Annotated in this window: 9 protein-coding genes and 1 tRNA gene; 3 read left to right on the top strand and 7 right to left on the bottom strand. The window is 62.8% G+C overall.

Annotated elements, in window-relative coordinates; all coding sequences use genetic code 11:
* Window positions 1–496: 496 nt before the first annotated feature.
* The 3 genes from G410_RS14975 to G410_RS0100195 are packed head-to-tail and all read right to left on the bottom strand — an operon-like array spanning window position 497 to window position 5,924.
* Complete coding sequence (locus G410_RS14975) at window positions 497–1,579, bottom strand: LacI family DNA-binding transcriptional regulator (RefSeq protein WP_022671639.1); 1,083 nt, start codon at window positions 1,577–1,579, stop codon at window positions 497–499.
* Between the two features lies 1 nt (window position 1,580).
* Window positions 1,581–2,693, bottom strand: coding sequence for a cupin-like domain-containing protein (locus G410_RS14980; RefSeq protein ID WP_022671640.1), 1,113 nt, complete (start codon window positions 2,691–2,693; stop codon window positions 1,581–1,583).
* A 30-nt stretch (window positions 2,694–2,723) separates the two neighbouring features.
* Window positions 2,724–5,924 (bottom strand): TonB-dependent receptor, encoded by a 3,201-nt coding sequence (locus G410_RS0100195; RefSeq protein WP_022671641.1) that lies wholly within the window; start codon window positions 5,922–5,924, stop codon window positions 2,724–2,726.
* Window positions 5,925–6,144: 220 nt separating this feature from the next.
* Between G410_RS0100195 and G410_RS0100200 the strand changes: the two genes are divergently transcribed.
* The gene (locus G410_RS0100200) at window positions 6,145–7,641 is read left to right on the top strand and encodes a tryptophan halogenase family protein (protein WP_028970867.1); all 1,497 of its coding nucleotides are present in this window, start codon (window positions 6,145–6,147) and stop codon (window positions 7,639–7,641) included.
* Window positions 7,642–7,904: 263 nt separating this feature from the next.
* Here the strand turns inward: G410_RS0100200 and G410_RS0100205 are convergent.
* Window positions 7,905–7,980, bottom strand: a tRNA-Glu gene (locus G410_RS0100205).
* A gap of 42 nt (window positions 7,981–8,022) precedes the next feature.
* Window positions 8,023–9,789 (bottom strand): single-stranded-DNA-specific exonuclease RecJ, encoded by a 1,767-nt coding sequence (gene recJ, locus G410_RS0100210; protein WP_028970868.1) that lies wholly within the window; start codon window positions 9,787–9,789, stop codon window positions 8,023–8,025.
* 113 nt (window positions 9,790–9,902) lie between these two features.
* Here recJ and G410_RS0100215 point away from each other — a divergent pair, with 113 nt between their 5' ends.
* Window positions 9,903–10,394 carry a flavodoxin family protein gene (locus G410_RS0100215; RefSeq protein ID WP_022671644.1) on the top strand — a complete coding sequence of 164 codons (492 nt, stop codon included), beginning with the start codon at window positions 9,903–9,905 and terminating at the stop codon, window positions 10,392–10,394.
* 59 nt (window positions 10,395–10,453) lie between these two features.
* Here the strand turns inward: G410_RS0100215 and G410_RS17845 are convergent, their stop codons facing one another.
* Together G410_RS17845 and glpX are read right to left on the bottom strand one after the other, a co-directional pair.
* On the bottom strand, window positions 10,454–10,624 hold the full coding sequence (locus G410_RS17845; protein WP_022671645.1) for a hypothetical protein: 171 nt from the start codon (window positions 10,622–10,624) through the stop codon (window positions 10,454–10,456).
* 41 nt (window positions 10,625–10,665) lie between these two features.
* Complete coding sequence (glpX, locus tag G410_RS0100225; RefSeq protein ID WP_022671646.1) at window positions 10,666–11,637, bottom strand: class II fructose-bisphosphatase; 972 nt, start codon at window positions 11,635–11,637, stop codon at window positions 10,666–10,668.
* A 122-nt stretch (window positions 11,638–11,759) separates the two neighbouring features.
* On the opposite strand from glpX, the gene G410_RS0100230 reads away from it, so the two are divergent.
* Window positions 11,760–12,191 carry a GFA family protein gene (locus G410_RS0100230; protein WP_028970869.1) on the top strand — a complete coding sequence of 144 codons (432 nt, stop codon included), beginning with the start codon at window positions 11,760–11,762 and terminating at the stop codon, window positions 12,189–12,191.
* Window positions 12,192–12,198: the final 7 nt, after the last annotated feature.

Genomic DNA, 12,198 nt, shown 5'->3' on the forward strand with positions numbered 1-12,198 from the left:
CGATCCAAATTTCGAAGAACCGTCCGGATGGAAGAGGGACAAGTTTTTCGGACAGAATGGCGCTTAGTGAAGAGTGGTTAAGCATCGGTTTATGCTACGGCTTCCTTCGCAAGGGATCGCCGATCGTGGGGCTGGGAAAAAGCCAAAAGGTCAAAGAGTTGCCCGCGATGATGCAGTGCACAATGCCGAGCATACCCTTTTGGGGTGATGCCCGGGAAGATGTCTTGGGCGCTCCTTGCGAATGAGTAATCCGAAGCCGCGGATCGCGGACCTAAGTTAGTCGAAACGGTTGAAATCAGCCGGTTGGCGGAAACGGCAGGTCATCTGATCGAGGCAGAGATCCAGCGCTCGGCGATCCGGATTTTCCCCGATGCCGTCGTATAGATGTCGGCATGTAGCTGCTGATGGCAGGAACATGGCAATAGCCGAAAGACCCGTGATGGCCTGCGGGCACGCAATCGTTTTGTGGACCATAGGATCAGGCCGAATCGGCTGATCAGGCCGATCCCGGCAATCCGTTGTCGCGCGCTTTGGCAAGCGGAGCGGTCGATTGCCGCTCGATCAGCGCGGCGGGAACACGCACGGCTTCTGCCTGTTTTTCACCGGTTTTCAGCTCTCGTATAATATGCTCGACCGCCTGAGAGACCGTCTCGGCCACCGGCTGTTCGATCGCGGTCATGGGTGGCTGTGCATGGCGCACCGCCGCGCTGTTATCGAAACTGATGATCGAAAGGTCGCCGGGCACGCACAGCTTCCTCTTCTCGGCGACCGCAAGCACGGCTAGCGCCATCCGGTCATTGCTGGCGATGATGGCGGTTGGAGAATCATCCTGCGCCAGAAGCGCATGCGCGCTGGCCAGACCGCTTTCATAGGTGAAGTCGCCGGGCGCAAAGAGGCCATCGGTGGAGAGCCCGGCCTGGGCCATCTCGGCGCGCCAACCGTCGGTCCGCCGCTGGCTGAGGCTATATTCCGAGGACCCGCCGATCAAGCCGATGCGCTGATGGCCCAGGCCGATCAGCAACTGCGTGGCGCGGCGGGCGGAGCCTTCATCATCCATCGTGATGGGAACGCCCGGTCCAGCGTCGCGCGATCCGATGCGCGCAAAAGGAATGCCTTGCCGATCCAGAAAGGCGATGATGACCGGGTTTTCGGAATGCGGCGGAGTCAGGATCACGCCATCGGGCTGCAGCGCGGCGAACGCGGCGGCCAGTTCGCGTTCGACATGGTCTGCATGGGTATCGACCAACTCGACCATCATGCGATAGCCATATCGGGCACAGGTCAGCATGCCGCCCAGCAGCATCTGGCCCACCCAGTCGGACCCCTCGCGCGATTGCCAGTCGGCGATGGTGCGCGCGCGATCATTCAGCGCCAGAATAAGGTAGCTGCGCGATCCACTCATCCGTCGCGCCGCGATGGACGGCACATAACCGAGCCGGTCGATCGCCTCCTGCACCCGTTCGCGCATGGCGGGCCGCACATTGGGTTCGTCATTGATGACGCGGCTGACCGTTTGTAGAGAGACCCCCGCATCGGACGCCACATGCTTGATCGTTACCGCCTGTCGCCGCCGGGCCATATCAGTTGTCCGTTCTTCCGAATAATCGGTCCGCATGCTGGCTGAGCCGGGTGAACAGGGCATGCCATAATTGCTTGCGATGGCCACCGTCCAGGGTGCCGAGCCCGCCGCGCATGGCATCGGGCAAATGCCGTGCCGTCGGCCCGTTATCCAGAAATACAAATTCGTCGAACATGGCGCGCCAGGCATCGCGCATCGGTTCCGGCAGGTCGCGCAGCGTCAGGATGGCGTGCAACATGGCCTCCATGGGGGAGCCGAGATCCGCATGCTCGTTCCACCAATAGTTCATCAGGATATTGAACGGGCCAAACGCCTGGGCGTGGTGCCACCACATATAGGGTATGAACAGCGCGTCCCCGGCCTCCAGCTCGGCGATCTGTGCATGACGGCGCGCCTCGGCAAATAGGGGGAAGCGCGCCAGATCGGCGCCGTCCAGCGGCACCATGCTGACCGGCGTGCCGGAGGGTGTGCGCTCGATCGGGCCCATGTACAGATTGGCGGTCTGCTGGGGCGGGAAGAGCGTAAAGCGCCGCCGCCCGCTGAGCACGCAGGCGATATTTTGCGACAGGTCGAAATGCGTCTGGACGGTCGTCTCGTTGCCGATCCAGAGCATGGGGTCCACTTGCGGCGGCGCATGGGGCAGCCGTTGTTCGTATAGCAGGCCGGGCATGACGGTTGCCACCGGCGTGGCTTCCATGAACAGTGCGCCGCTCTCGGCCGAACCGTCCCGCATGGGTGCGGCCAGCCTGTCGACCAGAGCCGCCAGCGTGGAGCGGTCGCGTACGAAATTATAGCCGGACAGATCGCTGGAATAGAAGAAGCGTCCGCCGATGTCCGCCGGGGCGCGCAAGATATCGATGGGTGAGGACGCGCCATGTTGCCTGCAATAGGCCGCCAGATCCGAGCGGTTGCCGGACAGGCGAACGATGGGCCAGTCCTTCGCGACGCCGCGCAAAATAGCGGGCTGCGCTGCCGGATAAATAGTCTCGCGAAATTGCTCGACGCTTGGCGCCATATATTCGGCGACCGGGGCACCATCGATCGGGGGCGGGGGAAAGGCCATGTCGTCGCGATAGCGGAAAGGGGGGCCTGATGACCATCCTGCGATGGTCATCAGGCTTGCAACGGGGCGATCAAGCCACGTTCAGAAATCGAAGCGCGCGATCAGCGTGTAGCGGCGATCGTTGCGGAAGGCCGAGCGCGTGACGCGTGTGCCGTCGAAATCGACCTGCTGCGTGGTCCGTGTAATCTCGTCGAGCAGGTTCACGCCCTGCACGCCGATCTTGATCTCGTCTGTCAGCGAGAAGAAGATCGATGCATCGAGCTGTCCCGTCGATTCCCCATAAATGGGCGAGAAGGGGAAGATCACGTCGCGCGGGGTCTGCAGATATTCCGACCGCCAATTATAGGCCGCGCGGGCGGACAAGGGCCCCTTTTCGTAAAAGACCGTCGCGTTCGCGGTGTGCTTGGACACGCCGGCCAGCGGGATATTGCCGGCAAACAGACTGCGATTGCCATCCAGATCCGGATTGGTGAAATCGCCGGCATCGACATAGGTATAGGTCAGCTGCGTACCCAGGCCATCCAGCGGGCCGGGCAGGAAATCGAAGGTGTGCTGATAGGCCAGCTCGACGCCCTTCAGGATACCGCCGCTCGTATTGTCCGGCCGGTCGACCCTGACATCGAAATTGCTTCCATCCTGTGCCGTGAAGGATCGGATTTCAAACCCGCTGTTCACGATTCCCTTGATGTCCTTCAGGAATGCGGAAACCGTGAGCGAGCCAACCTGACTGAAATAATATTCCACTGACAGATCGTAATTCCAGCTCTCGGTAGCCGTCAGCAGGCGATTGCCGCTGCTGTAGGAAAAGAGCGGACCGGTCGCCAAAGTCCCTTCCTGGGCCAGGGTATTGGTGTTGTCACCAAGCGTACCGCCAGTGGCGTAGAGCGCCAGATCGGGCCGGAAGATGCCCTTCGACACGCCCACCCGGAAAAGCAGACCGCCGCCGATGTCCAGCTTTGCATTGAAACTGGGCAGCCAATAATCGAACGTGCTGGTGGCCGGTTCGAGGAAGCTCGGGGTGTTGAACACCGCTGCAAATTGGGCCTGGCGCGTCGGCGACAACAGACAATATCCCGGGATACCGCCGGGTGCGCCGACGGCACGCGCACAATTAGTCGCGAAATCGATTTGGCCGCCCGGCGTCAATACGAAACCGTCCGTGGTTGGAAAACCAACCGTCCCGCCCGAACGCACGCTGGTGCGCACATAGCGCAGACCGATATTGCCGTTGAGAGACCAGCCATTATCGAAAATATTGTCCGATCCGAAATCAAGACGCCCGTACGCTGCGAAGCTTTCCTCGCTGACATCGGATATCTCTGAGGCCCGATAGGGCGTTCCTGCCACCAGGTCAGAGCGCGCATAGATCGGGATCCATGGGTTGAAAGTTAAAGACTTAGTATTGATAGCTTTCGCCTGCTCCTCGGTCAGGCCGCTCAGATACTCATCGACCAGATTGTCACCGCCGAAGAAGAAGGCGGAACCATCGCCAGCAGGGACCGGCGAATTGCCGCGCTGGAAATTGCCGAACGGATTGCGCAGCTGCGACGCAGGATATCCATTCGCGTAAACAGCGCCGCCGATCGTAGCGGGCTCGCCTGGTTGCCCAGCATTGGGGTTAGGTCGCTCCTGCCACGGCGCGGAGAGATTGCCCCAGTTCGAAAAGTTCGTGTTGCGCGTCACGCGATTGCGATCGGACCAGCGGGCGCCGAAGCGCACCGTCTTGAAGAAGCCTGGGCCGCCATCGGCGATGTCATAATCGACATCGGCGCGCATGCTCCACAGCTCACCTTCATTGCGCACCTGATTGTCGATCAGGAACCAGTAATAGCTCTGGTTCGGGTCGGTGAAATAGGAGGCCGGAGACGCGGACGTGCCGGGTTGCAGGAACTGCACCGCCGGGACGGTGCCCGAATTGTCGAGGAAGATATCGGACGATGTCTGCATCGCGCCGATCAAACCATTTTCGTCCCGGGTCGACGTGATGTTCTGCACTTCGATATTGAAATGCAGGCGGTCGGTCGGCTGCAGCTGCAGATCGAAGGAATAATCCTCGGTCTTCGCTTCGTCTTCCCGTTGAAAACGCAGCGCTTCGGTGGGAATGCCGCCGCCTTGCGTCAGCGTTCCGCTCTCGAAAATTCCGTCGTCATTGAAGGTGAAGTTCGTGCCTGCCGCAGGGACAGGAAACAGATCGTCGTTATTGACCAGCGCGAGCAGCGAATATTCGTCGATCGTCGCTTCGGTCTTGGCGCGCAGATATTCCAGCGTCAGCACGGCGCGCCCATCGGGGCTCTCCCACTGGCCGATTGCCGAAATGGCGTTGCGATCGCGCGTCAGATCGGTGGTGCGAACGCCGGCACCCTTGGGCACGACGACCGTCCCTGCTGGCGGGAAATTCTCCGGACCGAATTGGGGATCGCCACTGAAACCGCCCGATCCGACGGCCTGCACGCGGATACAGGGCGCGTCGAGAGACGGTGCGCGGTAGCAAGGATCCGTCACCTGAGAGGCATCGGTTCTCGTCTTCAGTTTCGACTGGGCATAGCCAAGCTGCACGCCAAAGGTGCCGACGCCGGTATCGAAGCTGTGCGCCCCGAGCACGGAGAAACCGGGCGCCCATTTTTCGGCAAAATCGCCGTAATTGGCTTCGACCGTACCGGCAATGCGCGTGCCGGGCTTGTCGAGCGGTTTGCGCGTGACGAGGTTCACCGTGCCCGAGATGGTGCCTTCGATCATGTCGGCGGTGTTGTTCTTGAACACCTCGACGCGGCCCAGCAGCTCTGGCGAGACATCGTTGAAGCTGAGTGTGCGGCCGCCATTGGCGGAAAAGATGTCGCGCCCGTTCAGCTCGGACCGCACGAAGGGCAGCCCGCGGATGATCACGCCAGACCCCTCGACCGAGAACCGGTCCGGATCGTTCGCCTGCTCGAAACGGCTGATGTTCACGCCGGGCACGCGCTGCAGCGCTTCGGCCACCGAACGATCGGGCAGCGCGCCGATATCCTCTGCGGTGATCACGTCGACAAATGTATCGGCGTCACGCTTCAGATTCTGCGCGCTTTCCAGCGAAGCGCGGAAGCCGCTTACGATGATGACGTCGTCATTGTTGACCGTGCCGCTGAGATCGTCGCTGGGGCCATCGATCTGGCCTTCTTCGGGCGGGGCGGCGGCAGGCGCTTGCTGGGCATGGGCGCCGGAGGCCGCCAGAATGGCGAGGCTGGAAGCGGTGCTCCAGTTGAGGATGTGCCGCGTAATATCACCACGGCCTGCTGCTTTGGTCATGAAATGCCCCTCCTGAAATGCTCGCGCGCCGATGACGGGCGCGAATCTTCTGGCCCTGATTGGCCTTTCTATTAGTTCCAGCCTAACCGCCCATGTGAGCGTTCACAACAGCGAGGAATGAACGTTCACATATTGCGCTCTGCCTGTTACCTGCTTGCAACAATTTGCCGTTGGCGTCCAAGATGGCGATCGCGGCATGAAGGCCGGAGAGGGTGTGATTATGGCTATCAGTTCGATCATTATCGTGGGCGGCGGCACGGCCGGCTGGATGACCGCGGCGGCCCTTTCCAAGCTGGTCGGTAAACGCGGCCTGTCGGTCACGCTGATCGAATCCGAACAGATCGGCACCGTCGGCGTGGGCGAGGCGACCATTCCGCCTTTCATCAATTTCAATCAGCTGATCGGCGTCGAGGAATCCGATATGCTGGCGGCGGCCAAGGGCAGCTTCAAACTGGGTATTCAGTTTTCCAACTGGGGGCAGCAGGGCGACAGCTATTTCCATCCTTTCGGCACCTATGGCTATGAAATCGACGGCGTGTCCTTTCACGCCATCTGGCAGCGCATGCAGGCGGCGGGGGATAAGCGCCCGCTGGCCTATTTCAGCCCGGAAACCATGGCCGCGCAATTCGGCCGTTTCGCCAAGACCGAAGGCGAGACGCGTGGCGATCTGCCCCCCATCAATTATGCCTATCATCTGGACGCCGGGCTCTATGCTGCTTTCCTGCGCAAGCTGGCCGAGGGGCGGGGCGTCCTGCGCCGGGAGGGCAAGGTGGCCGATGTCTCCTTGCATGGCGAGAACGGCCATGTCCGTTCCGTCACGCTGACCGACGGCAGCGTGATTGCGGGCGATCTGTTCGTGGATTGCTCCGGCTTTCGCGGCCTGCTGATCGAACAGGCGCTGGAGACAGGCTATGAGGACTGGAGCCACTGGCTGCCATGCGACCGGGCCGTCGCCATTCCCTCCGCCGGCACTGGCACGGTTGCGCCCTATACCAGGGCCACCGCTAGGTCTGCGGGCTGGCAATGGGAGGTGCCGTTGCAGCATCGCAACGGCAACGGCCATGTCTATTGCTCGGCGCATATGCAGGATGACGAAGCGCTGCGCATCCTGACCGATAATATTCAGGGCGCGGCGCTGGCCGATCCCAATTTCCTGCGTTTCACCACCGGTCGCCGCAAGAAATTCTGGAACAGGAATGTGGTGGCGCTGGGGCTGTCGGCCGGCTTCATGGAGCCGCTGGAATCGACATCGATCCATCTCATCAACACCGGGATTTCGAAGCTGATCGCCTTGCTGTCGGTCGATGACATCACCCCGGCGCAGGCCGATGCGTTCAACCGCCTGACCGGCAAGGAATATGCCCGTATCCGCGATTTCCTGATCCTGCATTATTGCGCTACCAAGCGCGATGACAGCGCGTTCTGGACCTATTGCCGCACCATGAGCATCCCGGACAGCCTGTCCGAAAAGATCGAGCTGTTCCGCCTCAACGGGCAGATATTCCGGGAAGAGGACGAACTGTTCGCCGCGACCAGCTGGGTCGCCGTGATGATGGGCCAGGGCATCTTCCCGCGCGGCTACAGTCCCATGGCCGATGCGCTGGAAGATACGAACCTGCCCAACGAATATAACGAGATCGACAAGTCGATCCGCCACCTTATCGCCAGCATGCCGGAACACCGCGCCTTCATCGACCGGTTTCTGGAAAAGCGATAAGGCCGATCAGGATCCGCCATGGATGGCTGAATGGCAGATATTCCCCTGCGATCGACCCAAGGGCCAAGGATTGGAGCCTCTACGGCGTTGAGAATTGGGCTTGCCAGACGCAGCTTTGCCGAGAGCTGCGGTCGCAGGTGATCGTGCCCGGTTTATGGCTGCTTGTACGGGGTTGGCATCTGCCGCATGTGTTTGCGCACATCGTACCAATACACCGCGCAAAAAATGGCTATTTTGCCAATTGTTGCGGGATAATGTCCCGGTGGTGACCCCTACGGGAATCGAACCCGTGTTTCAGCCGTGAAAGGGCCGCGTCCTGGACCGCTAGACGAAGGGGCCTCCGCCGGGAAGATGCGCGTTTAAGGAACAGAATCGCCGCGGTCAACCCGCTATGGCAGCATCTTCCAAATGGAGTTCGGCGGCGGGGCGTGCGCCCCAGTCATCGATCTTCGCGCGGCCCGCCAGCCAGTATTTCGCGCCGGGGCCGCCGTGAAGCAGGGTTTGGCCCAGAACGCTGTCCGCGGCGCGGAAGGCCATGGCCTTGAAACGGCCGCCATCATCGCCCTGCACGATGGCCCGGACATGGCCATTGCCCACGATATCGCATTTCACGATTCGCACCGGCCCGGCCACCACGCGCGGCGCGGGCCAGCCCATGCCATAGGGTCCGCCGCGCTCCACGGCGCCGACAAATTGGGGGTTCAGCCCGCGCGGGGAGAGCAGGGCATCGATCATCATCGCGCGCTCATCCCCGGCGCGGGCGATATCGCCGGCCAGTCGCTCGTCGAGAAAATCGGCGAGCGCGGCAACCTGATCGGCCTTCACCGTCAGCCCTGCCGCCATGGCATGGCCTCCGCCCGCCACCAGCAGGCCCTGATCGCGCGCGGCAATGATGGCCGCGCCCAGATCCACGCCGCTGACGGAGCGGCCCGATCCCTTGCCGATGCCGTCTGCATCGATGGCGATGACGATGGCGGGTTTGCCGGTCTTTTCCTTGATGCGCCCGGCGACGATGCCGATGACGCCCGGATGCCAGCCCTCGCCGGCGAGTAGGGCGACGGAGCGGTTGTGCTGGCCGGGCAGCATCTCCTCTGCCGCAGTCTGCACCGCGCCTTCGATGGCCCGGCGCTCTTCATTCAGCATGTCGAGCGTTTGCGCGATGTCGCGCGCTTCGTTCGGGTCTTCGGTCGTGAGCAGGCGTACGCCGAGATCGGACTTGCCGACGCGCCCGCCTGCGTTGATGCGCGGGCCAAGCGCAAAGCCCAGATCGCTGCAAATGGGCGCACGGCTGAGGCGGCTGGCGTCGATCAGCGCGTTGAGCCCCACATTGCGGCGGGCGGCCATGACCTTCAGCCCCTGCGCCACGAAGGCGCGGTTCAATCCCTTGAGCTGTGCGACATCGGCCACGGTGCCCAGCGCCACCAGATCGAGCAGATCGAGCAGCTGCGGCTTGGTGCGGGTCTTGAAATAGCCGCGCTGCGACAGGACACGGCGAATTTCGACGGCCAGCAGAAAGGCCACGCCCACGGCGGCGAGATGACCATGGCTGGCCGCCTCGTCGCATTCGTCCAGCCTATTGGGGTTCACCAGCGCCAGCGCCTGTGGCAGCTCCACGCCGCATTTGTGATGATCGACCACGATCACCTCGACGCCGGCTGCCTTGGCCTCCGACAGGGCGTCATAGGCCATCGCGCCGCAATCCACGGTGACGACGAGGTCCGATCCCTGCTGGCCGAGCCGCACCAGCGCTTCGCCGGACGGGCCATAGCCCTCCATCAGCCGGTCGGGGATATAGGCGTCTGCGGTCAGGCCGAGCTGGCCGAGGAACCGGATCAGCAGCGCGGCGCTGGTGGCGCCATCGACATCATAATCGCCGAACACCGTGACGCGCTGCTGCTTTTCCACCGCATCGGCCAGGCGTTCGGCAGCAAGCGTCATGTCGCGGAAAATGGCGGGATCGGGCAGGAAGCCCGTGATCGACGGGTTGAGATTGGCCTCCAGCGTCTCGCGCGAACAGCCGCGGGCGAGCATCAATTGCGTCAGCAGATCGTCCGGACGGAAGCCGGGATCGCGCGCATCCGCCCCGTTGCCACGCCAGCGCCATGGCTGGCCGGACAAAGACCGCTCGATATCGCACACATATTGCATGCGGGCAGGGTAGCGCATGCGGGTGGCCGCGTGAATCGAAATAACGATGGCCCGGCGATCAATGGGACGCGCGCGCCTTCGCAGGCGCGACGGGCAATGCTATGTCTACGGTCATGACTAGTCTGCTCATCGTGCATTTCAGCCGCACCGGGGGTTCGCGCCAGCTGGCGGAGGCGGCACGCGATGGCGCTGCCGAGGCGAGTGACGTGACGATCCATTATCTGGACGCGGGAGAGGCCGGGCCGGACGATCTTTTATCCGCCGATGGCTATCTGTTCGCCTGCCCGGAAAATCTGGCGGCGATCGCCGGCGGGATGAAGGAGTTTTTCGATTCGACCTATTATCCGGTACTCGGCCGCATCGAGGGGCGGCCCTATGCGGCGATCATCTGCGCCGGATCGGACGGCGAGAATGCAAAAAAGCAGCTCGAACGGATCTGCACCGGCTGGCGGCTCAAACGCATCGCCGATACGCAAGTGGTGAACGTGGCAGCGCAGACGCCCGAAGAGATTCTGGGCGAAAAGACGATCGGCAAGACGGCGTTGGACGCCGCCCATGAACTTGGCGGCGCGCTGGCGGCAGGTCTGGAACTAGGGGTGTTTTAGGCGCGACACCCGCACGCATGGCTTACCGTGTGTCTTGGCCGACAGCACGGATCATTGGTTCACCAGCCACCGGTATAGGCCCAGATTCCGATGACGGTAATCAAGGCCATAGCCACAAAGAAGATGATCTGGTTGCGGCGTTTTTTGAGGATGATTTCCGCGCCGCGCGCATCGACGGCGTCGATATCCGGGCCGGTTTCAGGGTGGGAGTGGTCATTGCGCTGGGCCATGCGGAGTCAATCCGCCAGCCCGCGCAACGTTCCGCCGCCCGTCAGTCCTTCTGATGTTCGCTCTTCACCCAGCGCACGGTGCCGCTGCTGGCGCGCATGACCACGCTTTCGGTGGTGATGACGCCGCGGCGCAGCGATTTGACGCCTTCGAGCAGCGATCCGTCGGTCACGCCGGTGGCGGCAAAGATGCAGTCGCCCTTGGCCAGTTCCTTCAGATCATATTGCTTGTTGAGATCGGTGATGCCCCATTTGGCGGCGCGGCCCCGCTCGTCATCGTTGCGGAACAGCAGTCGGCCCTTGAACTGCCCACCCACACAGCGCAGCGCGGCGGCGGCCAGCACGCCCTCGGGCGCGCCGCCGGAGCCCATATACATGTCGATCGTGGTGTCTTCGTCCGTGGTGGCGATCACGCCGGCCACATCGCCGTCGGGGATCAGCTGGATGCCGCAGCCAATGGCGCGCAGCTCGGCAATCAGCGTCTCGTGGCGCGGGCGATCGAGCACGCAGACGATGATCTCGTCCGGGGCCACGCCCTTGGCCTTGGCCACGGCCTCCACATTCTCGCGCACCGACTTGTCGAGATCGATCACGCCATCGGGATAGCCGGGGCCCACGGCCAGCTTGTCCATATAGACGTCCGGCGCATTGAGCAGGCAGCCTTCCTCGGCAGCGGCCAGCACGGCCAGCGCGTTCGGCCCGGCCTTGGCGGTGATGGTGGTGCCTTCCAGCGGATCGAGCGCGATGTCGATCTTTGGTCCGGTGCCGGGCGCACCGCCCACCTTTTCGCCGATGAACAGCATGGGCGCCTCATCACGCTCGCCTTCGCCGATGACGACTGTGCCGTCCATCTGCAGCGTGTCGAACGCCCGGCGCATCGCTTCGACGGCGGCGGCATCGGCCGCCTTTTCATCGCCCCGGCCGATCAGCTTGGCCGCGGCCATGGCGGCCGCCTCGGTGACACGCACCATTTCCAGAACGAGAACGCGGTCGAGAATATCGCTGGGCTTGGGCATCGAAGGCTCCTGTTTCACTATCGCCTGAACCGGCTTGGTTGCGAACCCGATAAGCGAGGCCTGTTGCAATGTCGAGAATGGCGCGCGACCATGGCGGGCGGGCCCGGCGAAAGGATGGTGCGATGGCGAACGAAGAGGTGAGGGCAGGGCGCTGCCATTGCGGCGCGGTGCGGTTCAATGTGCGGCTGGCGGATGGCCTTACAAGCGCGCGCCGGTGCGACTGTTCCTATTGCGCGGCCCGCGGCGCGGTGGCGGTGACCGCGATGCGCGGCGATCTGAAGGTGACGGACGGCGCGGACAGGTTGACCCTGTACCAGTTCGGCACAGGCACCGCGGAGCATTATTTTTGTGCGGTCTGCGGCATCTACACCCATCACCGCCGCCGATCGAACCCGGACGAGCTCGGCGTCAATGTCGCCTGCCTGGAGGGGCTGAGCCCGTTCGATTTCGACCACGTGGTGGTGAACGACGGCCAGACCCATCCGAACGACCGCCCGCCGGGCGCCGGCACACGGCAGGCGGGCGTGCTGATCTACAAGCGCCATCAGCGCTGAGGCGCCG

The organism is Novosphingopyxis baekryungensis DSM 16222, from assembly GCF_000420305.1.
Taxonomy (GTDB): domain Bacteria; phylum Pseudomonadota; class Alphaproteobacteria; order Sphingomonadales; family Sphingomonadaceae; genus Novosphingopyxis; species Novosphingopyxis baekryungensis.